Source organism: Azospirillum sp. TSH58, from assembly GCF_003119115.1.
In the GTDB taxonomy this organism is placed as follows: Bacteria; Pseudomonadota; Alphaproteobacteria; order Azospirillales; family Azospirillaceae; genus Azospirillum.
This window is the reverse complement of sequence record NZ_CP022364.1, coordinates 466,409-489,034: the sequence shown is the minus strand read 5'-3', so window position 1 is coordinate 489,034 and position 22,626 is coordinate 466,409. Positions and strand designations below refer to the sequence as shown.

At 68.7% G+C, this 22,626-nt stretch carries 23 protein-coding genes; 18 read left to right on the top strand and 5 right to left on the bottom strand.

Annotated elements, in window-relative coordinates; all coding sequences use genetic code 11:
• Positions 1 to 99: 99 nt before the first annotated feature.
• From rpsB to gloA, 15 genes are all read left to right on the top strand, one after another.
• Complete coding sequence (rpsB, locus tag TSH58p_RS05855; RefSeq protein ID WP_035673095.1) at positions 100 to 894, top strand: 30S ribosomal protein S2; 795 nt, start codon at positions 100 to 102, stop codon at positions 892 to 894.
• A gap of 115 nt (positions 895 to 1,009) precedes the next feature.
• Entirely contained in the window at positions 1,010 to 1,939 is a 930-nt protein-coding gene (tsf, locus tag TSH58p_RS05850) for a translation elongation factor Ts (RefSeq protein WP_038528340.1), read from the top strand.
• Between the two features lie 54 nt (positions 1,940 to 1,993).
• Entirely contained in the window at positions 1,994 to 2,749 is a 756-nt protein-coding gene (gene pyrH, locus TSH58p_RS05845) for a UMP kinase (protein ID WP_109071925.1), read from the top strand.
• A 4-nt stretch (positions 2,750 to 2,753) separates the two neighbouring features.
• Positions 2,754 to 3,311, top strand: coding sequence for a ribosome recycling factor (gene frr / locus TSH58p_RS05840; RefSeq protein WP_094306000.1), 558 nt, complete (start codon positions 2,754 to 2,756; stop codon positions 3,309 to 3,311).
• 4 nt (positions 3,312 to 3,315) lie between these two features.
• On the top strand, positions 3,316 to 4,053 hold the full coding sequence (locus TSH58p_RS05835; protein ID WP_109071924.1) for an isoprenyl transferase: 738 nt from the start codon (positions 3,316 to 3,318) through the stop codon (positions 4,051 to 4,053).
• Positions 3,998 to 4,846: a phosphatidate cytidylyltransferase gene (locus TSH58p_RS05830; protein ID WP_109071923.1), complete on the top strand. Its 849-nt coding sequence runs from the start codon at positions 3,998 to 4,000 to the stop codon at positions 4,844 to 4,846. The genes TSH58p_RS05835 and TSH58p_RS05830 overlap by 56 nt, the downstream gene beginning before the upstream one ends.
• A 7-nt stretch (positions 4,847 to 4,853) precedes the next feature.
• On the top strand, positions 4,854 to 6,044 hold the full coding sequence (locus tag TSH58p_RS05825) for a 1-deoxy-D-xylulose-5-phosphate reductoisomerase (RefSeq protein WP_109071922.1): 1,191 nt from the start codon (positions 4,854 to 4,856) through the stop codon (positions 6,042 to 6,044).
• A gap of 54 nt (positions 6,045 to 6,098) precedes the next feature.
• On the top strand, positions 6,099 to 7,232 hold the full coding sequence (gene rseP / locus TSH58p_RS05820) for an RIP metalloprotease RseP (protein WP_014240157.1): 1,134 nt from the start codon (positions 6,099 to 6,101) through the stop codon (positions 7,230 to 7,232).
• Between the two features lie 29 nt (positions 7,233 to 7,261).
• A complete protein-coding gene (bamA, locus tag TSH58p_RS05815; RefSeq protein WP_109071921.1) occupies positions 7,262 to 9,628 on the top strand; it encodes an outer membrane protein assembly factor BamA in 2,367 nt (788 codons plus the stop codon).
• Between the two features lies 1 nt (position 9,629).
• Complete coding sequence (locus TSH58p_RS05810) at positions 9,630 to 10,208, top strand: OmpH family outer membrane protein (RefSeq protein ID WP_109071920.1); 579 nt, start codon at positions 9,630 to 9,632, stop codon at positions 10,206 to 10,208.
• A gap of 220 nt (positions 10,209 to 10,428) precedes the next feature.
• Positions 10,429 to 10,899, top strand: a complete 471-nt coding sequence (fabZ, locus tag TSH58p_RS05805; RefSeq protein WP_014240160.1) for a 3-hydroxyacyl-ACP dehydratase FabZ — start codon at positions 10,429 to 10,431, stop codon at positions 10,897 to 10,899.
• Positions 10,896 to 11,684 (top strand): acyl-ACP--UDP-N-acetylglucosamine O-acyltransferase, encoded by a 789-nt coding sequence (lpxA, locus tag TSH58p_RS05800; protein WP_109071919.1) that lies wholly within the window; start codon positions 10,896 to 10,898, stop codon positions 11,682 to 11,684. Before fabZ ends, lpxA begins: the two co-directional genes overlap by 4 nt.
• A gap of 57 nt (positions 11,685 to 11,741) precedes the next feature.
• Positions 11,742 to 12,584 carry an LpxI family protein gene (locus TSH58p_RS05795; RefSeq protein ID WP_109071918.1) on the top strand — a complete coding sequence of 281 codons (843 nt, stop codon included), beginning with the start codon at positions 11,742 to 11,744 and terminating at the stop codon, positions 12,582 to 12,584.
• On the top strand, positions 12,581 to 13,774 hold the full coding sequence (gene lpxB, locus TSH58p_RS05790) for a lipid-A-disaccharide synthase (protein ID WP_109071917.1): 1,194 nt from the start codon (positions 12,581 to 12,583) through the stop codon (positions 13,772 to 13,774). The genes TSH58p_RS05795 and lpxB overlap by 4 nt, the downstream gene beginning before the upstream one ends.
• A 38-nt stretch (positions 13,775 to 13,812) precedes the next feature.
• Positions 13,813 to 14,208, top strand: coding sequence for a lactoylglutathione lyase (gloA, locus tag TSH58p_RS05785; protein WP_109071916.1), 396 nt, complete (start codon positions 13,813 to 13,815; stop codon positions 14,206 to 14,208).
• A gap of 6 nt (positions 14,209 to 14,214) precedes the next feature.
• Here the strand turns inward: gloA and TSH58p_RS05780 are convergent, their stop codons facing one another.
• Positions 14,215 to 14,742, bottom strand: coding sequence for a GNAT family N-acetyltransferase (locus tag TSH58p_RS05780; RefSeq protein WP_109071915.1), 528 nt, complete (start codon positions 14,740 to 14,742; stop codon positions 14,215 to 14,217).
• Positions 14,743 to 14,864: 122 nt separating this feature from the next.
• Between TSH58p_RS05780 and TSH58p_RS05775 the strand changes: the two genes are divergently transcribed.
• Together TSH58p_RS05775 and TSH58p_RS05770 are read left to right on the top strand one after the other, a co-directional pair.
• On the top strand, positions 14,865 to 15,785 hold the full coding sequence (locus TSH58p_RS05775; RefSeq protein WP_109071914.1) for a LysR substrate-binding domain-containing protein: 921 nt from the start codon (positions 14,865 to 14,867) through the stop codon (positions 15,783 to 15,785).
• A 56-nt stretch (positions 15,786 to 15,841) separates the two neighbouring features.
• Positions 15,842 to 16,450 carry a glutathione S-transferase family protein gene (locus TSH58p_RS05770; protein WP_109071913.1) on the top strand — a complete coding sequence of 203 codons (609 nt, stop codon included), beginning with the start codon at positions 15,842 to 15,844 and terminating at the stop codon, positions 16,448 to 16,450.
• Positions 16,451 to 16,453: 3 nt separating this feature from the next.
• Here the strand turns inward: TSH58p_RS05770 and TSH58p_RS05765 are convergent, their stop codons facing one another.
• The 3 genes from TSH58p_RS05765 to gltX all read right to left on the bottom strand — a co-directional run bounded on the left by TSH58p_RS05765 (position 16,454) and on the right by gltX (position 19,473).
• The gene (locus TSH58p_RS05765; RefSeq protein WP_014240168.1) at positions 16,454 to 16,660 is read right to left on the bottom strand and encodes a hypothetical protein; all 207 of its coding nucleotides are present in this window, start codon (positions 16,658 to 16,660) and stop codon (positions 16,454 to 16,456) included.
• Entirely contained in the window at positions 16,653 to 17,966 is a 1,314-nt protein-coding gene (gene gltA / locus TSH58p_RS05760; RefSeq protein WP_038528311.1) for a citrate synthase, read from the bottom strand. The genes TSH58p_RS05765 and gltA overlap by 8 nt, the downstream gene beginning before the upstream one ends.
• Positions 17,967 to 18,060: 94 nt before the next feature.
• Complete coding sequence (gltX, locus tag TSH58p_RS05755) at positions 18,061 to 19,473, bottom strand: glutamate--tRNA ligase (protein ID WP_109071912.1); 1,413 nt, start codon at positions 19,471 to 19,473, stop codon at positions 18,061 to 18,063.
• 164 nt (positions 19,474 to 19,637) lie between these two features.
• On the opposite strand from gltX, the gene TSH58p_RS05750 reads away from it, so the two are divergent.
• Positions 19,638 to 21,818, top strand: coding sequence for a ComEC/Rec2 family competence protein (locus TSH58p_RS05750; RefSeq protein WP_109071911.1), 2,181 nt, complete (start codon positions 19,638 to 19,640; stop codon positions 21,816 to 21,818).
• 25 nt (positions 21,819 to 21,843) lie between these two features.
• On the opposite strand, the gene lexA is transcribed toward TSH58p_RS05750, so the two are convergent.
• Positions 21,844 to 22,542 carry a transcriptional repressor LexA gene (gene lexA / locus TSH58p_RS05745; RefSeq protein WP_014240174.1) on the bottom strand — a complete coding sequence of 233 codons (699 nt, stop codon included), beginning with the start codon at positions 22,540 to 22,542 and terminating at the stop codon, positions 21,844 to 21,846.
• Positions 22,543 to 22,626: the final 84 nt, after the last annotated feature.

Here is a 22,626-nt window from a genome sequence, read left to right as displayed (position 1 = left end):
CGGGCTGGCGGTCCCTCGGCTTTACCCCGATGGCCCGATCCGGTGTCCTGTCAAACGGACAGTGCCCGCGGCGGAGCAACCGGAAAAGGACTTTTCCAAATGGCTATTCCGTCTTTCACCATGCGCCAGCTGCTCGAAGCCGGCGTCCACTTCGGTCACCACACCCGCCGCTGGAACCCGAAGATGGGTCCGTACATCTTCGGCGTGCGCAACGGCGTGCACATCATCGACCTGGAGCAGACGGTCCCGGCGCTGCACCGCGCCCTGCAGGCCGTCCGTGACGTCGTCGCCGGCGGCGGCCGCGTCCTGTTCGTCGGCACCAAGCGCCAGGCCCAGGAGAAGGTGGCCGAGGCCGCGTCGAAGTGCGGCCAGTACTACGTCAACCACCGCTGGCTCGGCGGCATGCTGACCAACTGGAAGACCATCTCCCAGTCGATCAAGCGCCTGCGCGAGATGGAAGAGCGTCTGGGCGGCGACACCTCGGGCCTGACCAAGCGCGAAATCCTCGAGCTGACCCGCGAGCGCGACAAGCTGGAGCGCGCGCTGGGCGGCATCAAGGAGATGGGCGGCCTGCCGGACGTCCTCTTCATCATCGACACCAACAAGGAGTCGATCGCGGTCAAGGAAGCCAACAAGCTGGGCATCCCGGTCATCGCGGTGATCGACAGCAACTCCGATCCGGACGGCGTGGCCTTCCCGATCCCGGGCAACGACGACGCGCTGCGCGCCATCGACCTGTACTGCGAGCTGGTGAACGGCGCCGTGCTCGACGGCCTGCAGGCCGAGATGAGCGCCGCCGGCATCGACGTCGGCTCCAGCGAGGAGGCTCCGGCCGAGCAGCTGCCGGAAGCCGAAGCGGAAGAGGCCGCGCCGGCTGAGCAAGCCCAGGCCTGATCCCGGTGATGCGGGGCAGCCGGGCCTTATGACCTATGGCCCGGCTGCCTTTTTTATGAGTTGTTTGGATCAACCCGATCCGCTTGGATCTGTTCGGAAGGAAGAGGGCGATACCATGGCCGAGATTACCGCCGCGCTCGTCAAGGAACTGCGCGAGAAGACCGGCGCGGGCATGATGGACTGCAAGAAGGCGCTGGCCGAGACCCAGGGCGACCTCGAGGGCGCCGTTGACTGGCTGCGCAAGAAGGGCCTCGCCGCCGCCGCCAAGAAGTCCGGCCGCGTCGCCGCCGAGGGTCTGGTCGCCGTCGCCACCGCCGGCACCGCGGGCGCCGTCGTCGAGGTGAACGCCGAGACCGACTTCGTCGCGCGCAACGACAAGTTCCAGGCCTTCTCCCTGAAGGCCGCCGAGCTGACCCTGTCGGGTTCGGGCGACGTCGAGGGCCTGAAGGGCACCGCCTATCCGGACGCCGGCCGCACGGTCCAGGAAGAGCTGACCAACCTGATCGCCACCATCGGCGAAAACATGAACATCCGCCGCTCGGCCAAGCTGTCGGTCCCGGCGGGCGTCGTCGTGTCCTACGTCCACTCGGCCATCGCGCCGGGCCTCGGCAAGATCGGCGTTCTGGTCGCCCTGGAGTCGACCGGCGACGCCGCGAAGCTGAACGATCTGGGCAAGCAGATCGCCATGCACATCGCCGCCGCCCGTCCGGACGCCCTGGACATCGCCGACGTCGACACCTCCGCCCTGGAGCGTGAGCGCAACGTGCTCGCCGAGCAGGCCCGCGCCTCGGGCAAGCCGGAGAACATCGTCGAGAAGATGCTCGAAGGCCGCATCCGCAAGTACTACGAGGAAGTGGTGCTGCTGGAGCAGACCTACGTGATCGACGGCGAGACCAAGGTCCGCAAGGTGGTGGAGAACGCCGCCAAGGACGTCGGCGCCCCGGTCAAGGTGACGGGCTTCGTCCGCTTCGCGCTGGGCGAGGGCATCGAGAAGGCGGAGAGCGATTTCGCCGCCGAAGTCGCCGCCGCCGCCGGCCAGAAGTAAGGAACCGGCAGCCCGCCGCACGCACTCTTCACACCAACCGGGAGAAAGCCCCCCATGGCCCAGACCACCGGGACCACCGAGCCGGCTGACGGCATCCGCTTCAAACGAGTCCTGCTGAAGGTGTCGGGCGAGGCGTTGATGGGTCAGCGCGACTACGGCCTCGACCCGGACGTCGTCAACCGCGTCGCCAACGAGGTGAAGGCGGTGATCGAGCTGGGCGTCCAGGTGAGCCTGGTCATCGGCGGGGGCAACATCTTCCGCGGCGTGAAGGGTGCGGCGAGCGGCATGGAGCGCGCCTCGGCCGACTACATCGGGATGCTCGCCACCGTGATGAACGCCCTGTCGATGCAGAGCGCTCTGGAGCGGATGGGTGTGGTGACCCGCGTGCAGTCGGCCATTCCCATGTCGTCGGTGTGCGAGCCCTACATCCGGCGCCGCGCCATCCGGCACATGGAAAAGGGCCGCGTGGTGATCTTCGCCGCCGGCACCGGCAATCCCTTCTTCACCACCGACACCGCCGCCGCGCTGCGCGCATCGGAGATGGGCTGCGACGCTCTGCTGAAGGGCACGCAGGTGGACGGCGTCTACACCGCCGACCCGAAGAAGGTGAAGGACGCGGAGCGTTACGAGCGCCTCGGCTATCTGGAGGTCCTGGCCAAGGACCTTCAGGTGATGGACGCCTCCGCGATCTCCTTGGCGCGCGAGAGCCACATCCCCATACTCGTGTTCTCGATCCACACCCCCGGCGCCTTCGCCGAGGTGATGCAGGGCCGGGGCAAGTTTACGATCATCAACGAAGAAACGGAGTGAGCCCGTGGCTGCGCCCGACGCATCGGATCTCAAGCGCCGCATGGAAGGAGCGCTTGAGGCGTTTCGCAAGGAGTTGAGCGGTCTGCGCACCGGCCGCGCCTCCGCCAGCCTGCTTGAGCCCGTGACCGTCGAGGCCTACGGCGCCCGCATGCACCTCAAGGAGGTGGGCACGGTCAGCGTGCCGGAGCCGCGCCTGATCGTCGTGCAGGTGTGGGACCGCGGCATGGTCAAGGCCGTCGAGAAGGGCATCCGCGATTCGGGCCTCGGCCTGAACCCGCAGACGGAAGGCCAGTCGATCCGCGTGCCGCTGCCCGACCTGACGCAGGAGCGCCGCAAGGAACTCGCCAAGGTCGCCCACAAATACGCCGAGCAGGCGCGCGTCGCCGTGCGCAACGTGCGCCGCGACGGCATGGACGGCCTGAAGAAGGCCGAGAAGGCCGGCGACATCTCGCAGGACGAGCACAAGGGGCTCGGCGAGAAGGTCCAGGCGCTCACCGACCAGTACATCAAGCTGGTCGACGATGCGCTTGCGGCGAAAGAAAAGGACATCATGCAGGTCTGACGGCATGCGCGACGCGGAAGACAGCCGCCCCCTGCGCCCGCCCGCGCACGTGGCCGTGATCATGGACGGCAACGGGCGCTGGGCGAAGTCCAGAGGGCTGCCCCGCACCGCCGGCCATAAAAAGGGCGTGGACGCCGTCCGCCGGACGGTCGAAGCCGCGGGCGAGCTGGGGATCGGCTATCTGACGATCTTCAGCTTCTCGTCCGAGAACTGGCGTCGGCCGGAGGAGGAGGTGTCCGACCTCATGCAGCTCCTGCGCTTCTACCTGCGCAGCGAGATTGCCGACCTCCACCGGAACGGCGTGCGCCTGCGCGTCATCGGCGACCGGGCCCGCCTGTCCAAGGACATCGTCGGCCTGATCGAGAACGCCGAGAACCTCACGCGCGACAACCGCAAGCTGACCCTCGTGGTGGCGTTGAGCTACGGCTCCCGCCAGGAGATCACGCTGGCGGCGCGGCGTCTGGCCGAGGAGGTGAAGGCGGGGACGCTCGACCCCGCGGACATCACCGAGGACCGGCTGTCCGAACGCCTGTTCACCGCCGACATCCCGGACCCCGACCTGATCGTCCGCACCAGCGGCGAGAAGCGCATCAGCAATTTCCTGCTCTGGCAGGCGGCGTATGCCGAGCTGGTCTTCGTGGACACGCTCTGGCCCGATTTTTCCAAGCGTGACCTGGAGGCGGCGATTGAAGAGTTCCACCGACGGGAACGTCGCTTCGGCGCAACCACCGGCACCCGCTAAATCCGGCGACCTGAAGACGCGCGCCATTTCGGCGCTCGTTCTCGCGCCGCTCGTCCTGGCGGCCGTCTGGGCGGGCGGATGGGTGTTCCATGTCCTGATCGCGCTCGGCGCCGTGGCCTCCGCCGTGGAGTGGGGCAACCTCGTTCCCTGCCGCCGCAAGGGCGCGGCCATCGCGTTATCGGTGGGCGGCGTCCTGCTGGCGCTGGCCGCGCAGATCGCCGCCGGGCCGTGGGCGGCCGTCGTCGTCGCCATCCTGGCCACGGCCGGCGTCGCGGTGGCCTCGGGCGGGCCGGACCGCGGCCTGTCCGGTGGCGGCATCCTCTACATCGTGGCCGGTCTGGCCGGGCTGATGTGGCTGCGCGACGATCCGGACTCCGGCCTCGCGCTGTTCCTCTTCACCATGCTGGGCGTCTGGGCGACCGATATCGGCGCCTACGCCGCCGGACGCACGATCGGCGGGCCGAAGCTCGCCCCGCGCATCAGCCCCAAGAAGACCTGGGCCGGCCTGATCGGCGGCATGGCCTCCTCCGCCCTGGTGGGGTGGGGGGTGGCTCTGGCGGCCGGCGCGCAGCGGCCGCTGCTGGCTCTTGCGGTGGGCGCCGTCCTGGCCGTGGTGGCGCAAGCGGGCGACCTCTTCGAATCCGCGGTCAAGCGCCGTTACAACGTGAAGGACAGCGGCCATCTCATTCCTGGTCACGGGGGAATCCTGGACCGCATCGACGGGCTGCTCGCCGCTGCCCCGGTGCTGGCCCTGTTCCACGCGACCATCGGCACGGCAATCGCATGGTGGTGACGGGGTTATGGTTGTGAAGGCTGAAGGGGCGGGGGACGCGCCGCGCCGCGTGACGATCTTCGGTTCGACCGGATCGGTCGGCACGCAGACGGTGGACCTCGTCGCCCGCGATCCGGAGCGCTTCCCGGTGGAGGCGCTGACCGCCAACCGCAACGTCGCCCTCCTCGCGGAGCAGGCGCGGCAGCTCCGCCCCAAACTGGCCGTGGTCGCCGACCCCGCCGCCTACGCCGACCTCAAGGAGGCCCTGGCCGGAACCGGCGTGGAGGCCGCCGCCGGTCCGCAGGCCGTGGCCGAGGCCGCGGAGCGTCCCGCCGACTGGGTGATGGCCGCCATCGTCGGCGCCGCCGGGCTGGAGCCCACGCTGGCCGCCGTCCGCCGCGGCGCCTGCGTCGCCTTCGCCAACAAGGAGGTGCTGGTCTGCGCCGGCGCCCTGATGATGGAGGAGGTGCGCCGCCACGGCGCCAACCTGCTGCCGGTGGACAGCGAGCATTCGGCGATCTACCAGGTCTTCGACTTCGACCGGCTGGACAGCGTCCAGCGCCTGATCCTGACGGCCTCCGGCGGACCCTTCCGGACGAAGGACCGCGCCTTCATGGCGGCGGCGACGCGCGAACAGGCGGTCGCCCACCCGACCTGGGACATGGGCGCCAAGATCTCCATCGACAGCGCCACCATGATGAACAAGGGGCTGGAGATCATCGAGGCGCATTTCCTCTTCGGCGTCCCCGAAGGGAAGATCGACGTGCTGGTCCACCCGCAATCGGTCGTGCATTCGCTGGTCGAGTATGTGGACGGTTCGGTGCTGGCGCAGCTCGGCACGCCGGACATGCGCACGCCGATCGCCTACGCGCTCGGCTGGCCGGCGCGCATCTCCACGCCCGCCGAACGGCTGGACCTCGTCAAGGCCGCAACCCTGACCTTCGAGGCGCCGGACCCCGAGCGTTTCCCGGCCCTGCGGCTGGCCCGGGCCGCCTTGCAAAGCGGTGGGGGCGCTCCTACTATTCTCAGTGCTGCCAACGAGGTGGCCGTGCAGGCGTTTCTCGACCGCCGGATCGGCTTTCTCGACATCGAACGGATCGTCGAGGGGGTGTTGGGCACGCTGCCGTACCGGCCGCTCCGCGACCTGGGCGCGGTGCGCGACACCGACGCCGAGGCGCGCCGCGCCGCGGCGGACCGGGTTGCGGCTCTGGCACGCTGAGTCTTTTTCCGGGCGCGGACCACGAAGGGGCCGCTCCGGGACACAAAGGATGTGATGGACGTCATGGGCGGCTTCGGGACCACGCTTCTGTCTTTTCTGCTGGTCCTCACCGTGCTCGTGTTTGTGCACGAACTCGGTCACTACCTCGTGGCGCGCCGCAACGGCGTGCGCATCGAGGTGTTCTCCATCGGCTTCGGCCCGGAGCTGTTCGGCTGGACCGACCGCTCCGGAACGCGCTGGAAGTTCAGCGCCATCCCGCTCGGCGGCTATGTGAAGATGTTCGGCGACGCCGACCCGGCGAGCACGCCCGGCGCCCACACGCAGAGCATGAGCGCCGAGGAGCAGGCGGTGTCCTTCCACCACAAGCGGCTCGGCCAGCGGGCGGCCATCGTGGCGGCGGGACCCATCGCGAATTTCCTGTTCGCCATCGTCGCCCTGACCATCCTCTTCGCCACCGCCGGCCAGTCCTTCACCCCGCCGGACGTCGGCGGCGTGCAGCCGGGCAGCGCCGCGGAGCGCGCCGGTCTTCAGCCGGGCGACCTGATCGTCTCGATCAACGGCAGCGGCATCCAGCGATTCGAGGAAATCCGGCAGATCGTCTCGATGCAGCCCGGCGCGCCGCTGGAGATGGTGGTGCAGCGCGACGGACGCTCGGTCAATCTGACGGCGACTCCGGACGTGCGCGAGGTCACCGACCGACTCGGCAACACCCACCGCATCGGCCAGCTCGGAATCATGCGCGGCGGGGCGGAGACCAAGCGCCACGACCCGCTGACCGCCCTGTGGCAGGCGGGCCGCGAGGTCGTCGGCATGGTGTCCGGCACCTTCGTGGCGCTCGGCCAGATGATCGAGGGCTCGCGCGGCACCGAGGAGCTGGGCGGGCCGCTGCGCATCGCCCAGATGTCCGGCGAGGTCGCGCAATCCGGCTGGTACCCGCTGATCTGGTTCATGACCTTCCTGTCCGTGAACCTCGGCATGATCAATTTGTTTCCGGTTCCGCTGCTTGACGGCGGCCATCTGATGTTTTACGCCCTTGAAGGACTCCGTGGGCGTCCTCTCGGACCTAAAGCGCAAGAATACGGTTTCCGCATCGGGCTTGCTTTGGTATTAACGCTCATGGTTTTCGCCACGTGGAACGATCTCGTTCAGCTTCGCGTGGTGGATTTCTTTAGGGGGCTCATTTCCTGAGAGATGCCCCCAAAGCCAGGGAGCGAGCTTTGCGGGTGTCGAGCAGGGTTCTGGCGTTCGGCCTGATGGCCGGTTGCGCCATGACGACGGTTTCTCTTGCCCTTTCCCACGCAGCCTGGGCCCAGGCGGGCGCGCCCAAACCGGGTGCGGCGAAATCCGCCGCCTTCGGTGACGGGACGCTGGTGGCGCAGATGTTCTCGGGCGGCACCATCCGGGATATCCGGGTGGAAGGCGTCCAGCGCATCGAGCCGACGACGGTCCGCTCCTACCTCGCGGTGGCGCCCGGCGATCCCTTCGATCCCGACCGCATCGACCAGTCGCTGAAGGCCCTGTTCAACACGGGTCTGTTCGCCGACGTCGTGCTGAAGCGCGACGGCGATGCGCTGGTGGTGCAGGTGGCGGAAAACCCGATCATCAACCGCATCGCCTTCGAGGGGAACCGGCGCATCGAGAAGGAGAATCTGGAGAAGGAAATCCAGCTCCGTCCCCGCGTCGTCTACACCCGCACCCGCGTTCAGAGCGACGTGCAGCGCATCCTGGACATCTACCGCCGCCAGGGCCGCTTCGCCGCGACCGTCGAGCCGAAGATCATCCAGCTCGACCAGAACCGCGTCGATCTGGTGTTCGAGATCAACGAGGGTGTGCGCACCGGCGTGCGCAGCATCACCTTCATCGGCAACGAGAAGTTCTCCGACGGGACGCTGCGCGAGGCGATCCAGACGCGGGAAAGCGCCTGGTGGCGCTTCATGACGTCGGACGACAACTACGACCCCGACCGCCTGAACTACGACCGCGACCTGCTGCGCCGCTATTACCTCAAGGAAGGCTACGCCGACTTCCGCGTCGTGTCCGCCGTGGCGGAACTGACGCCGGACCGCGAGGACTTCGTCATCACCTTCACGGTGGACGAGGGCGAGCGCTACAAGTTCGGCAAGATGGACATCAGCACCTCGCTGAAGGCGTTGGACCCGGAGCAGCTGCGCAGCGTGCTGAGCACGCGCGAGGGCGACTGGTACAACGCGCAGGAGGTGGAGAACACCATCACCAAGCTGTCCAACGCGGTCGGCGACCTGCAATACGCCTTCGTGGACGTCCGTCCGCGAATCTCGCGCAACCGCGAGAACCAGACCATCGACATCGTCTACGACATCGTCGAGGGACCGCGCGTCTTCGTGGAGCGCATCGACGTGACGGGCAACGTCCGCACGCTGGACAAGGTGGTCCGGCGCGAGATGCTGCTGTCCGAAGGCGATCCGTTCAGCACGACCAAGCTGCGCCGCTCCGAACAGCGCATCAAGGATCTGGGCTATTTCGAGCGCGTCAACATCACCACCGCGGAAGGCACGGCGCCCGACCGCACGGTGATGAACGTCGAGGTGACCGAGCAGTCCACCGGTGAAATCTCCATCGGTGCCGGTTACTCGACCTCGGACGGTCCGCTGGCCGACTTCTCGATCCGCGAGCGCAACCTGCTGGGCCGCGGCCAGGACCTGCGCTTCGGCGCCACCGTGTCGGGCAGCCGCCAGGAATACGACGTCTCCTTCACGGAACCCTATTTCCTCGACCGCGACCTGTCCGCCGGCTTCGACCTGTTCCGCATCACCCGCGACTACCAGGACGAAAGCTCCTTCGACGAGAAGAGCACCGGCATGGCCCTGCGCATGGGCTATCCGCTGACGGAGAACCTGCGCCAGCGCGTCTACTACCAGCTCCAGAACACCGACATCACCAGCGTTCCCAGCACGGCGTCCCGGTACATCCAGGACCAGAAGGGCGCGCGCACGACGTCGCTGATCGGACAGGAGCTGACCTACGACCGCCGCAACAGCCGCCTGAACCCGACGGAAGGCTATTACGTCCGCCTGACGAACGACTTCGCCGGCGTGGGCGGCAACGCCCGCTTCCTGCGCAACCGTCTCGGGGCCGGCTATTACCTGCCGCTGTTCGACGACAGCTGGGTGCTCAGCACCACGGGCGAGGTCGGCTACATCGTCGGCATCGGCAAGGACGTCTTCCTGTCCGACCGCTTCTTCCTGGGTGGCGACACGCTGCGCGGCTTCAACACCGCCGGCATCGGCCCGCGCGACCTGCGCACCGGCGACGCCCTGGGCGGCACCCGCTACTACCGCGGTTCGGTGGAGATGAGCTTCCCGGTCGGCCTGCCCGAGGAATTCGGGCTGAAGGGCCACGCCTTCTCCGACGTCGGCACGCTGGGCAAGGTCGACATCAACGACCCGCTCGTCCCCGACGACGAATCGGTCCGCCTGTCGGTCGGCACCGGCTTGTCCTGGCGCTCGCCCTTCGGGCCGATCCGACTTGACTTTGCGGTCCCGATTATCAAGGAAGATTACGACAAGAAAGAGATCTTCCGCTTCAGCTTTGGAACCAGGTTCTAACATGCAGTTCAGCAAGCTCAGGGCGCTGGTCGCCGCCGGTGCGGTGATGGCGGGCGTCGCGATGGCGACGCCGTCCTTCGCCCAGGACAAGCCGACCGACAACCTCAAGGCGCCGGTCATCGCCGTGGTCGACGTCCAGAAGATCATGCAGGAGTCGAACGCCTCCAAGGGCGTGTCGAAGTCCTTCGAATCGCTGCGCGAGACCTACCAGAAGGAAATCGCCTCGCTGGAGGACAAGCTGCGCAAGTCCGAGGAGGAACTGCGCAAGCAGCAGACCGTGCTGGCTCCCGACGCCCTGGCCAACAAGCGCCGCGACTTCGAGAAGCAGGTCGGCGAGGTGCAGAAGACGGTGCAGAGCCGCAAGCGCGCCCTGGAGAACGCGCTGAACGAGGCGATGGCCGTCGTCCACAAGAACATGGTCGAGATCGTGGCCGACGTCGCGCGCGAGCGCGGCGCCAACCTGGTCCTCGCCCGCCAGCAGTTCGTCCTGGTCGACACCCAGCTCGACGTCACCGACGTGGTGCTGGAGCGGGTGAACAAGAAGCTGCCCCAGGTCGCGCTGACCGTTCCCAAGCCGTAAGGCGCGAGCGGCCGCAAGGCATCAGCGGATGAGCCGCCACGCTTTCCCAGGAGAGCGCGGCGGCTTTTTCGTATGCGCCGGACGCAAAGGGGGGCGGGAAACCCGGCGGCGTCGGCATTGCCAAATCCCCGGAAATGGGGCACAAGGGGCAGCGTCCCGTGCCGCCGAAGGCGCGGCGCGGGGCGTTTTCGTGGATTTTGAAAGGCGGGCGGCCGGGACCATGGATGTGACGGCGGACAACAAGAAGATAGCCGACCTCGACATCATGCGGATCATGGAAATGATCCCGCATCGCTATCCGATTCTGATGATCGACCGGGTGATCGACATCACGCTGGGCGAAAGCGCCACCGGCGTGAAGAACGTCACCATCAACGAGCCGTTCTTCCAGGGTCACTTCCCCTCGCGCCCGGTGATGCCGGGGGTGATGATCATCGAGGCGATGGCCCAGACCTCCGCCGTGCTGGTGGTCGCCACGCTGGGCAAGGAGTCCGAGGGCAAGCTGGTCTATTTCATGACCGTGGACGAGGCGCGGTTCCGCCGCCCGGTCACGCCCGGCGACACCATCCACATCCATGTGAGCAAGCAGCGCCAGCGCGCCAACGTGTGGAAGTTCAAGGGCGAGGCCAAGGTCAACGGTGTCCTGGTCGCCGAAGCCGTCTATTCCGCCATGATCCTGGACGAGAAATGAGCGTTTCCATTCACCCGACGGCGGTCGTCGATCCGGCCGCCAGGCTGGGCGAAGACGTTTCCATTGGTCCCTTCTGTGTGGTCGGGCCGGATGTCCAACTCGGTGACCGCGTGCGGCTGACCTCCCATGTGGTGGTCGAGGGCCGCACGCGCATCGGCGAGGACTCGGTCATCTACCCCTTCGCGTCCATCGGCCATCGCCCGCAGGACCTGAAGTTCAAGGGCGAGCCGTCCGAGCTGATCATCGGACGCAACAACCAGATCCGCGAGCATGTCACCATGAGCCCCGGCACCGAGGGTGGCGGCATGGTCACGCGGATCGGTGACAACGGCCTGTTCATGGTCGGCGTCCACGTCGCCCACGACTGCGTGGTCGGCAACAACGCGGTTCTGGCGAACAACGCCACGCTGGCCGGCCATGTGGAGCTGGGCGATTTCGTCACCATCGGCGGGTTGTCGGCGGTCCGCCAGTTCGTCCGCATCGGGTCGCACGCCATGATCGGCGGCATGTCCGGCGTGGAGAAGGACGTGATTCCCTATGGTCTCGTCATGGGCGACCGCGCCCGGCTGGCCGGCCTGAACCTCGTCGGGCTGGAACGCCGCGGCTTCCAGAAGGACGAGATCCACGCCCTGCGCGCCGCCTACCGCCTGCTGTTCGGCAACGAGGGCACTTTCGCCGAGCGCATGGAGGAGGTCGGGCGCGACATGGGGCAGCAGACGCTGGTCGCCGACGTGCTGACCTTCGCGCGGGCCTCCCGGTCGCTCTGCCAGCCGCGCGAGGGCTGAGAAGGGGCGGCCGCGCTCCGTTTTCTTTCCGTTCTGTTCTCTGGGAGAGTCCCGGCCATGTCGCAGCCTCTTCCCAAGCTCGGCATCCTCGCGGGCGGCGGCAGCTTGCCGGCCCGCATCGCCGCCGCGGTGCGCGGCCAGGGTCGCGAGGTCTTCGTCGTCGCCTTCGACGGCCACACCGACCCCGCCACCGTCGAGGGCCTTCCCCATCTGTGGAGCCGCTTCGGCGCCGCCGGCAGCATCATCGACCGGCTGAAGAAGGAAAAGGTTGGGGAGCTGGTCTTCGCCGGGCCGGTGCGCCGGCCGTCCTTCACCGAGCTGCTTCCCGACTGGTACACCACGAAGTTCCTCGCCAAGGTCGGCACCCGCGCCTTGGGCGACGACGGGCTTCTGCGCTCCGTCGCGCGGGAACTCGAAGGGGAGGGGTTCCGCGTCGTCGGGCTGCACGAGCTCCTCGGCGAGCTTCTGACGCCGGCGGGGCCGGTGGGCCGGCTGCGTCCGGACCCCGAGGCGGAGCGAGACATTGCCCGCGCCGTCGAGGTCGCCCGCGCGCTCGGCGCGCTGGACGTCGGGCAGGGCGCCGTGGTGCAGCAGGGAATCGTGCTCGCCGTCGAAGCCATCGAGGGCACCGACGCCATGCTGTCCCGCTGCGCCGCCGTCGCGCGGCCCGGTCCGGGCGGGGTGCTGGTCAAGGTCAAGAAGCCGCAGCAGGACCGCCGCCTGGACCTCCCCACCATGGGGGTGACGACCGTGGAGAACGCCGCCCGCGCCGGCCTGCGCGGTATCGCGGTGGAGGCGGGCGGCAGCCTTCTGGTGGACCGCGCCGCTGTCGCGGAAACCGCCGACCGGCTGGGCCTGTTCGTCGTCGGCATCACCGTTTCGTCGGAGCCTCGGCCGTGAGCGATCCGCTGATTTTCCTGATCGCCGGGGAACCCTCCGGCGACGCGCTGGGCGCTCGGCTGATGGCCGCCTGCAAGCGGCTGACCGGCGGACGGGTGCGCTTCGCCGGCATCGGCGGCGAGAAGATGGTCGCGGAAGGGCTGGACAGCCTGTTCCCGATGGGCGAGCTGACGCTGTTCGGCGTGTTCGAGCTGCTCCCCCATCTGCCGAACCTGCTGCGCCGCATCGACCAGACGGTCGCCGAGATCCTGCGGCTGCGGCCCGACGCGGTGGTCGGCATCGATTCGCCGGGCTTCACGGTGCGGGTGTCCAAGCGGGTCAAGGCGCAGGCGCCGGGCATCCCGCTGATCCATTACGTGGCGCCCACCGTCTGGGCCTGGAAGCCGAAGCGCGCCGCCAAATACGCGGCGATCTACGATCATCTGCTGGCCATCCTGCCCTTCGAGCCGCCCTATTTCGAGAAGGAGGGGCTTCCCTGCACCTTCGTCGGCCACTCGGTGGTGGAGAGCGGCGCTGCGCATGGCGACGCGCAGCGCTTCCGCGCCACCCACGGGCTGGCGCCGGAGGCGCGGATCGTCGCCGTCCTGCCGGGCAGCCGGAAGGGCGAGGTGTCGCGCCTGCTGCCCGAGTTCCGCGCCACGCTGGAGCGCTTGCTGCCGACCCATCCGGGGCTGGTCGCCGTGGTGCCGACCGTGGCGACGGTGCGCGACCGCGTCGCGGCGGAGGTGGCGGGCTGGCCGATGCCCACCATTCTCGTCGAGGGCGACGCCCCGAAATACGATGCCTTCGCGGCGGCGGAGGCCGCGCTGGCGGCGTCCGGCACGGTGGCGCTCGAGCTGGCGCTGGCCCGCCTGCCGACGGTGATCGCCTACCGCCTCAACCCGGTGACGGTGGCCTTGTACCGGCGGCTGATCCGCGTCAAATACGTCAATCTGGTCAATCTGATGCTCGACCGCATGCTGGTGCCGGAACTGCTTCAGGAGGACTGCCGGCCCGACCGGCTGGCCTCCGAGCTGGGCCGCCTGCTCGACGATCCCGCCGCCCGCGCGACGCAGATCGACGGGGTGGCGGAGGTGGCGCGCTGGCTGGGGCAGGGCGGAACGCCGCCCAGCGAACGGGCCGCCCAGGTCGTGTTGGAGGTCGCTGCCGGCCGGTTGGATAAGACGAGGCCGGATAAGACGCGAGCGTAAAAATCCGCTTGGCAAGAACCCGCTTGGGAGAAGAGACCATGAGCCAATTCCGCCTGCTGCACACCATGCTCCGGGTCTATGATCTGGAGAAGTCGCTGGACTTCTACACGCGGCTGCTCGGCATGAAGCTGCTGCGCCGCAACGACTATGAGGGCGGGCGCTTCACCCTGGCCTTCGTCGGCTACGGCGACGAGAAGGACACCGCCGTCCTGGAACTGACCCACAACTGGGACCAGGCGGAGCCTTACGCCATCGGCACCGCCTACGGCCACATCGCGCTGGGCGTGCCGGACATCTACTCCACCTGCGAACAGCTTGCCAAGGAAGGCGTCAAGATCCCGCGTCCGCCCGGTCCGATGAAGCACGGCACCACCGTGATCGCCTTCATCGAGGACCCGGACGGTTACAAGGTCGAGCTGATCGAGACGAAGTAACAGCCGTCACAGCGTCTTGTGGAAGAGGACGGTGTCGCCGTAGGCGCCGTCCGCTTCCACCGTGTAGCCGGGGATCACCCCGGCGCGATGCCAGCCCGTCGCCGCGTAGAAGGGCTCGCCGCTGTCCCCCTTCAGCGTGTCGAGCACCAGCAGGGACCGCCCCAGCCCGCGGGCTGTGTCCTCCACCGCCGCCATCAGACGCCGGGCGACGCCATTCCGGCGATGGCGGGTGAAGACGAGCAGCTTCTGCACCTCGGCGCGGTGCGCGCCGTTGGGCTTGGTGCAGAGAGCCAACTGCACGCTGCCCAGCAACTCTCCCTCCGGTCCCCGCGCGATCAGCAGACGGTGCGCGCCGCCGGACAGCTGGGCCGCCACCCCGTCCCAGAAGGCCCGCCTCCAGTGGGGCGCCAGCGGCGCGTGATAGCCGACCGAGGCGCCGCTGTTCACGGCGTCCTCCAGAAGGGCTTCCAGTTCCGCTCGCAAACGACGGTCATCAAGGGTGGAAATGTCGGTGATGGAAAAGGTCATCGTCATGGAAGGCGCCGCGCTGAGTCCGTTTCTGCGCTCAAGCCTGCCCGCTGCCTCCGCGCTCCACAATTGACTTTCCCCGGCATGGCTGTGAGGAATCCTCACAGTGAAAACCAGCAGCCGTGCCGATGCCGCGTCTTCCCTTCACCGCCCTGGCCGCCTTCGAAGCCGCGTCCCGGCACGGCAGCATGACGCGCGCCGCCGAGGAACTCGGGCTGACCCACGGGGCGATCAGCCGTCAGGTGGGCGATCTGGAAAAGCGGCTGAAGGTCCGCCTGTTCGAGCGCAGCCCGCAGGGGCTTCTCCTGACCGACGCCGGGCGCGACCTCGCTCAGGCCTGCACCGCCGGACTGGGCCGTCTTCAGGAAAGCTGGGACCGCATCGCCGGCAGCGGACCGGACCGGCTGCGCATCGCCGCGCCGCGCACCTGGGCGGCCCTGTGGCTGGTGCCGCGTCTGGGGCGCTTCCTCGACGGCCGCCCCGACCTGCGTCTGGACATCGAGGGGGGCAACACCGACCGCGCGTCGGAGGCCGAGGCAGGCTGGGCGGTGATCCGCTATGTGCGCGGCGGCGATCCCGGTCCCGACGGCACGCTGCTGTCGGAGGAGCCGCTGATCCCGGTCTGCGCGCCGTCGCTCGCCGGGCGGCTGTCCGGCCCGGCCGACCTGTCCCGCCACAGGCTGCTGCACTATCAGGCGTCCCCGGACTGGAGCCTGTGGCGCGGGGCCAGCGGGGTGGACCTGGGCGGGGCGCGCAACCTGAGCTTTTCGGAGTCGGTGATGGTGATCCAGGCCGCCATGGCCGGGCAGGGGATCGCGCTGGGGCGCCCATCGCTGGTGCTGGACGCTCTGGAGGCCGGGCGCCTCGTTTGCCCCTTCGGACCCGTGGTGCCTTGCGGCGACCGTTATGTGCTGACGGCTCCGGCCGAAGGGCGGGGGCGCGGCGTGCTTCGCGCCTTCCGGCACTGGCTGGTGGAGGAGGCCGCTGCGGATCGGACGCGGCTGGAGCGGCTCGGTGTGCCGCTTCCGAAGGGCCGTGCTGGCGGCTGATTCCGTTTCGTGGTTACATCCGTCATCGGATGAATTTGGAGCGGAGACACGCCGCCATGCTGCGCCTTTACGACAACCTCTCGTCCGGAAACGGCTACAAATGCCGGCTGCTGCTGCACAAGCTCGGCATCCCCTATGAGCGGATCGAGCTGGACATCGACCGGGCGGAAACCCGCACACCGGAATTCCTGGCGCGAAACCCGAACGGGCGCATCCCGACCCTGCAGCTGGAGGACGGCGGGCATCTGCCGGAATCCAACGCGATCCTCTGGTATCTGGCGGAAGGCACGCCCTATCTGCCCGACGACCGCGAGGGACGCGCGCGCGTCCTGCAATGGATGTTCTTCGAGCAGTACAGCCACGAACCGAACATCGCGACCGTGCGCTTCTGGATCACCCACCATGTGGAGATGACCGAGGAGCGCAAGCTGGGGCTGGTGACCAAGCGCCGGCTCGGCTACGACGCGCTGGGCGTCATGGAAGGGCATCTGGCGGAGCGGCGGTTCTTCGTGGGCGACCGTTTCAGCATCGCCGACATCGCGCTCTACGCCTACAGCCACGTCGCGGAGGAGGGCGGGTTCGACCTGTCCGGCTATCCGGCGGTGCGCGCATGGATGGAGCGCGTGGCGGCGGAAGGGCCGCACATCCCGATCACCCAGGGCTGAAGGTCAGATCAGCACCACCGCGGCGATCATCGCCACAATCACCGCATAAAAGACGATGCGGCGAAGCCGCCGCGAGAGCGGCGGCTTGTTGTCGTTCGCGGCCGGCTGGCCCTGACGGACCCGCCGTGCCGGAACGATGAACGCGGCCGGGCTGCGGGCGGCTCCGTCGGAGCCGCCCGTCCCGATGTGCGCTGTTGGCCGGTTAGCCACGCTCGGCCAGCGGGATGAAGTCCCGCTTGGTCGCGCCGGTGTAGAGCTGACGCGGACGGCCGATCTTCTGGACCGGGTCCTCGATCATCTCCTTCCACTGGGAGATCCAGCCGACGGTGCGCGCCACGGCGAACAGCACGGTGAACATGCTGGTCGGGAAGCCCATCGCCTTCAGGATGATGCCCGAGTAGAAATCGACGTTCGGGTACAGCTTCTTCTCGACGAAATACGGGTCCTCGAGGGCGATCTTCTCCAGCTCCATCGCGATGTCGAGGAGCGGCTCGTCCTTGATGCCCAGCTCGGCCAGAACCTCATGGCAGGTCTTGCGCATGACCTGGGCGCGCGGGTCGTAGTTCTTGTAGACCCGGTGGCCGAAGCCCATCAGGCGGAAGTTGTCGTTCTTGTCCTTGGCGCGGCGGACGATCTCCGGGATGCGATCGACGGAGCCAATCTCCTCCAGCATCTTCAGCACGGCCTCGTTGGCGCCGCCATGGGCCGGACCCCACAGCGAGGCGATGCCGGCGGCGATGCAGGCGAACGGGTTGGCGCCCGACGAGCCGGCCAGACGGACGGTCGAGGTCGAGGCGTTCTGCTCGTGGTCGGCGTGCAGGATGAAGATCTTGTCCATGGCCTTGGACAGGACCGGATTGACCTTGTACGGCTCGCACGGCGTGCCGAAGGTCATGTAGAGGAAGTTCTCGGCATACGACAGGTCGTTGCGCGGGTACATGAACGGCTGGCCGACCGAGTACTTGTAGGCCATCGCGGCGATCGCCGGGATCTTGGCGATCAGGCGGTGCGCGGCGATCTTGCGCTGCACCGGGTCCTCGATGTCCGTCGAGTCGTGGTAGAAGGCCGACAGCGCGCCGACGACGCCGCAGAGAACCGCCATCGGGTGGGCGTCGCGGCGGAAGCCGCTGTAGAAGCGGGTCAGCTGCTCATGGACCATCGAGTGGCCGCGCAGGATGCCCTCGAACTCTTCCTTCTCGGCGGCGTTCGGCAGGTGGTTGTTGAGGAGGAGGAAGCAGACCTCCGGGAAGGTCGCGTGCTCGGCAAGGTCGTCGATGGCATAACCGCGGTGCAGCAGAACACCCTCATCACCGTCGATGTAGGTGATCTTGGACTCGCAGCTGCCCGTCGAAGTGAAACCCGGATCGTAGGTGAAACAACCGGTCTCGGCGTAGAGCTTGCGGATGTCGATCACGTCCGGACCCGTGCTTCCCTTCATCACGGGCAGGCTGACCTGCTTGCCAGTCCGGTTGTCGATCAGGGTGAAGGTATCGGCCTTGTCCGCGGTTTGGGTCATCTCGGCACGTCCTTATCTTTAGGGTTGGGGCTTAACGCCCTTTTCGAATGCGCGCAGCATAGTTCTATGCCGGGCGGATATCAACGCACGGAAGTTATCCCCGTGCTGCAGTTGCGGCATCCTTCATCCGGGCCAGCGTTTCCGCCCGGCCGAGAAGCTCCGCCACCTCGAAGATCGGCGGCGACACGGTGGAACCGGTGAGCGCGGCGCGCAGCGGCTGGGCGATCTTGCCCAGCTTCTCGCCCCGCTCCTCGGCGAAGGCGCGCACCAGGGCCTCCAGCGCGGCGGCGGTGAAGTCGGCTTCCGTCTCGAAGCGGGCGGCGAGGTCGGCCAGGACGCCGCGGCCCTTCTCGTCCAACAGCGCGGCGGCCTTCTCGTCCATCGCCAGCGGGCGGGCGGCGAGGTAGAAACGGGCGCTCTGGGCGAGATCGACCACGGTGCGGGCGCGCTGCTTCAGCCCGTTCATGGCGCGGGTCAGCAGGTCGCGTTCCGACTCGGTCAGCGCGCGGCCGAGCTCGGCCTCCAGCCGCGGGGCGGCCAGACCCACGAGGCGGGCGTCGTCGGCCTGCCGCATGTAGTGGGCGTTCAGGTTCTCCAGCTTGGCGAAATCGAAGCGCGAGGGGGAGCGCCCGATGCCCTCCAGGTTGAACCACTCCACGGCCTGTTCGGTCGAGATGATCTCGTCGTCGCCGTGCGCCCAGCCGAGCCGCAGCAGATAGTTGCGGATCGCCTCGGGCAGGTAGCCCATGTCGCGGTAGGCGTCGACGCCCAGCGCGCCGTGGCGCTTCGACAGCTTGGCGCCGTCCGGCCCGTGGATCAGCGGGATGTGGCCGAATTCCGGCAGGTCCCAGCCCATGGCGTTGTAGATCTGGATCTGGCGGAAGGTGTTGGTCAGATGGTCGTCGCCGCGGATGACGTGGGTGACGCCCATGTCATGGTCGTCCACCACCACGGCCAGCAGATAGGTCGGGGTGCCGTCGGCGCGCAGCAGGATCAGGTCGTCGAGCTGGGCGTTCTGCACCGTCACCTCGCCCTGGACGCGGTCCTTCAGGACCGTCTCGCCCTCCTGCGGGGCCTTCAGGCGGATCACCGGCTTCACGCCGGCCGGCGCCTCGGACGGGTCGCGGTCGCGCCAGCGCCCGTCGTAGCGCACCGGCTGGCCCGCGGCCTTCTGGGCGGCGCGCATCTCCTCCAGTTCCTCGGGGCTCGCGTAGCAGTAATAGGCGCGGCCGGCGGCAAGCATCTGCTGCGCCACTTCGGCGTGGCGGTCCTTGCGGGCGAACTGGCTGACCGCGTCGCCGTCCCAGTCGAGGCCGAGCCAGGACAGGCCGTCGAGGATGGCGTCCACCGCGGCGTCCGTCGAGCGCTGGCGGTCGGTGTCCTCGATGCGCAACAGGTACGTCCCGCCGTTGCGGCGGGCGTACAGCCAGTTGAACAGCGCGGTGCGGGCACCGCCGATGTGGAGAAAGCCGGTGGGCGACGGGGCGAAACGGGTGACGACGGTCATGGGTGGCTCAATTCCGGGTTCGGCGCTGCTACAGTGCTGCGGCGGCCGTGCTGCGGCAGCGGCGGTGCGACTGCGGTGGTGCGGTGGTGTAACACATTAACGGCGCCGGAGGCATTTGCCTTGCGCGCATAGGCGACAGTATGGCCCACGGGGTTGAAGAGGGCATGGCCGGGGGTATGGCGGCCGAGGAGGACGGCGACACCGGTCCGGTCCGCCGCGGTGCCGTTGCACGCCTTTCCGCCGCCGCGGTGGACTGTCTCGCCGCGGAGCGGGAGCGCTGGGCGCTGTGGCTGCCCGTGGGGACCGGGGCCGGCGTGGCGCTGTATTTCGGCCTGCCGGCCGAGCCGCCGCTCTGGCTGGGGCCGGGCGCCGCGGCCGGCTGTCTGCCTCTGCTGTGGCTGGCGCGGCGGCGTCTGGCGCCGCTCGTCCTGCTGCTGGGGGTGCTCAGCGTCGCGTTGGGCTTCGCCGCGGCGCAGCTCCACAGCATCGCGGTGGCCGCGCCGATGCTGACCCGGGAACTCGGGCCGGTGCAGCTGACCGGGCGGGTGCTGGCGGTCGAGCGGCAGCCCACCGGCACGCGGCTGATGCTTGGGGAATTGACGGTGGAGCGGCTGGCCCCCGAAGCGACACCGGCACGGGCGCGCCTGCATCTGCCCGCCAAGGTGACGCCGCCGGAGGCCGGGACGGTGGTCCGGCTGCGCGCCATGCTTCACCCCCCGGCCGCGCCGGCCGAACCGGGGGCCTTCGACCTGCAGCGGCGCGCCTATTTCGAAGGATTCGGCGCGGTCGGCTTCGTCATGGGCGCTCCTGTCGCGCAGGAGGCGCCACCGCCCGGCGGCTGGCGCCGGGTGACCGTGGCCTTCGAGCGGGCCCGCGCCGCCATCGCCGAGCGGGTGCGCGCCACCGTGCCCGACTCCGCGGAGGCCAGCGTTACCGCCGCCCTGCTGAACGGCGACGCGGCGGCGATTCCCGAGCCGATGATGGACGCCTTCCGCGACAGCGGACTGGCGCATCTCCTGTCCATTTCCGGCCTGCATGTCGGCATCGCCGCGGGGATCGTCTTTTGGGTGGTGCGGGCGCTGCTGGCGCTGGTTCCCTGGGTGGCGCTGCGCTGGCCGATCAAGAAGATCGCGGCGTTGGCCGGCATCCTGTCGGCCATCCTCTACACACTGCTGGTGGGAGCGCCCCTGCCGACGCTGCGGTCGGTGCTGATGACCGGGCTGGTCATGGGAGCGGTCATCGCCGACCGGTCGCCGATCAGCATGCGGCTGGTCGCCTTCGCCGGCATCGTCACCGTCCTCTACGACCCGGAGGGGATGCTGGGGCCGAGCTTCCAGATGTCCTTCGCGGCGGTCGTCGCCCTGATCGCCGCCTTCGAGCGGTTCACGCCCTGGGCGGTGCGGCGGCGGCGCGAGATGGGCTGGTTCGGCCGGGGAGCGATGGCGCTGGGCGGCATCGCCTTTTCCAGTGTGGTGGCGACGGTCGCGACGACTCCCTATGGGCTCTACCATTTCCAGCAGGTCGCCTTCTACGGCGTGCTGTCCAACATGGTGGCGATCCCCATCACGACGGTGTGGATCATGCCCTTCAGCCTGCTCTCCTACCTGCTGCTGCCCTTCGGGCTGGAGGGGCCGGCGGTGACGGCGATGAGCTGGGGCGTCCGGCTGGTCATCGAAACGGCGGAGCGGACCGCGGCGCTGCCCGGCGCCACCGCGTTCCTGCCGGCCATGCCGGACGCCGCCATCGCGGCGGTCACTCTGGGAGGGCTGTGGCTGGCCATCTGGACAAGGCGCTGGCGCTGGCTGGGGCTGGCCGCGATGGTCGGGGGGATGGTCGTCCCGGTCTTCGCGCCGCGGCCCGACCTTCTGGTGTCGGAGGACGGGAAATTGATGGCCGTGCGCGGCGCGGAAGGGCTGCTCAGCCTGTCAGCCGCCAGCGACGGGCGGGTGGCCGACACCTGGAGGCGGCGCGACGGCATGGAGAAGCCGGAGGGCAAAGCCGGTCAGGATGTCTGGCCGCTCGCCGGGGTGAGCCTGGACGGGCGGCTGCGCTGCGACGCCCTGGGATGCCTTTACCGGGTGGAGGGAAAGACCGTGGCGCTGCTGCGCCAGCCGGACGCATTGCCGGAGGATTGCGCGCTGGCCGATGCGGTGGTGATCGCTGCCCCCTCGCGCGGCTGCCGGGCGCCGCTGGTGATCGACCGCTGGCGCCTGCGGCGGGAGGGCGCCCACGCGCTCTACCTGTCGGACGAGGGGATCCGGGTGGAGAGCGTGCGCGGCCAGCGTGGCGACCGCCCGTGGACGATGGGCGGAAAGCTTCCCGATGGAAAGACCGGGGCGCGCTGAACCGCCGCCCCGGTGCGTCCTGCGCTCAGTATTTCCGCACCAGACCGACGAGGCGGCCCTGCACCCGAACCCGGTCGGCGCCGAAGATGCGCGTCTCGTAGGCGGCGTTCGCGGGTTCAAGCGCCACGGTGTTGCCCTTGCGGCGCAGGCGCTTCAGCGTGACCTCGGCGTCGTCGACCAGGGCGACCACGATGGAGCCGTTCTCCGCGCTGTCGCACCGCTGGATGACCACCGTGTCATGGTCGAGGATTCCGGCTTCCACCATGGAATCGCCGGCCACTTCCAGCGCGTAATGGTCGCCCATGCCGAGCATGGCGGCGGGAATGTCCACGAAGGCGGAGCCGTCGCGCAACGCCTCGATGGGCGTGCCCGCGGCGATCCGGCCGTAGAGCGGAAGCTGCACGGATTCGGACGCCGGGTTCGCCTCCCGTCCCGCGAAGCTGAAGTCGCCCTTGATGACGTTGGGCTGGAACTTGGCGCGCGGCGGCCGGGTGCGGGCGGTCTCCAGCCCCTCCGGCAGGCGCAGCACCTCAAGCGCGCGGGCGCGGTGGGGCAGGCGGCGGATGAAGCCGCGCTCCTCCAGCCCCGTGATCAGGCGGTGGATGCCCGACTTGGACTTCAGGTTGAGAGCGTCCTTCATTTCGTCGAAGGAAGGGGACACACCGCCCTGCCCGAGCCGCTCGTTGATGAAAAGCAGCAATTCATGCTGCTTGCGCGTGAGCATTTGTGCCTCCCGACCGGTTCCGCACTAGATATGGAACAAAAGCAAAACGTTCCATCATGTTCTAGTTTGGTTCTTAACCCCCGT

Excerpts from the sequence above, each read along its gene's own strand:
- TSH58p_RS05810 (WP_109071920.1), top strand. The coding sequence starts at position 9,630 with ATGCAGTTCAGCAAGCTCAGGGCGCTGGTCGCCGCCGGTGCGGTGATG.
- TSH58p_RS05775 (WP_109071914.1), top strand. The coding sequence starts at position 14,865 with ATGCCGCGTCTTCCCTTCACCGCCCTGGCCGCCTTCGAAGCCGCGTCC.
- TSH58p_RS05795 (WP_109071918.1), top strand. The coding sequence starts at position 11,742 with ATGTCGCAGCCTCTTCCCAAGCTCGGCATCCTCGCGGGCGGCGGCAGC.
- lexA (WP_014240174.1), bottom strand. The coding sequence starts at position 22,542 with ATGCTCACGCGCAAGCAGCATGAATTGCTGCTTTTCATCAACGAGCGG.
- TSH58p_RS05780 (WP_109071915.1), bottom strand. The coding sequence starts at position 14,742 with ATGACGATGACCTTTTCCATCACCGACATTTCCACCCTTGATGACCGT.
- rseP (WP_014240157.1), top strand. The coding sequence starts at position 6,099 with ATGGACGTCATGGGCGGCTTCGGGACCACGCTTCTGTCTTTTCTGCTG.
- TSH58p_RS05825 (WP_109071922.1), top strand. The coding sequence starts at position 4,854 with ATGGTTGTGAAGGCTGAAGGGGCGGGGGACGCGCCGCGCCGCGTGACG.
- TSH58p_RS05835 (WP_109071924.1), top strand. The coding sequence starts at position 3,316 with ATGCGCGACGCGGAAGACAGCCGCCCCCTGCGCCCGCCCGCGCACGTG.
- gltA (WP_038528311.1), bottom strand. The coding sequence starts at position 17,966 with ATGACCCAAACCGCGGACAAGGCCGATACCTTCACCCTGATCGACAAC.
- TSH58p_RS05750 (WP_109071911.1), top strand. The coding sequence starts at position 19,638 with ATGGCCGGGGGTATGGCGGCCGAGGAGGACGGCGACACCGGTCCGGTC.
- fabZ (WP_014240160.1), top strand. The coding sequence starts at position 10,429 with ATGGATGTGACGGCGGACAACAAGAAGATAGCCGACCTCGACATCATG.
- rpsB (WP_035673095.1), top strand. The coding sequence starts at position 100 with ATGGCTATTCCGTCTTTCACCATGCGCCAGCTGCTCGAAGCCGGCGTC.
- gloA (WP_109071916.1), top strand. The coding sequence starts at position 13,813 with ATGAGCCAATTCCGCCTGCTGCACACCATGCTCCGGGTCTATGATCTG.
- TSH58p_RS05770 (WP_109071913.1), top strand. The coding sequence starts at position 15,842 with ATGCTGCGCCTTTACGACAACCTCTCGTCCGGAAACGGCTACAAATGC.
- tsf (WP_038528340.1), top strand. The coding sequence starts at position 1,010 with ATGGCCGAGATTACCGCCGCGCTCGTCAAGGAACTGCGCGAGAAGACC.
- lpxA (WP_109071919.1), top strand. The coding sequence starts at position 10,896 with ATGAGCGTTTCCATTCACCCGACGGCGGTCGTCGATCCGGCCGCCAGG.
- pyrH (WP_109071925.1), top strand. The coding sequence starts at position 1,994 with ATGGCCCAGACCACCGGGACCACCGAGCCGGCTGACGGCATCCGCTTC.
- gltX (WP_109071912.1), bottom strand. The coding sequence starts at position 19,473 with ATGACCGTCGTCACCCGTTTCGCCCCGTCGCCCACCGGCTTTCTCCAC.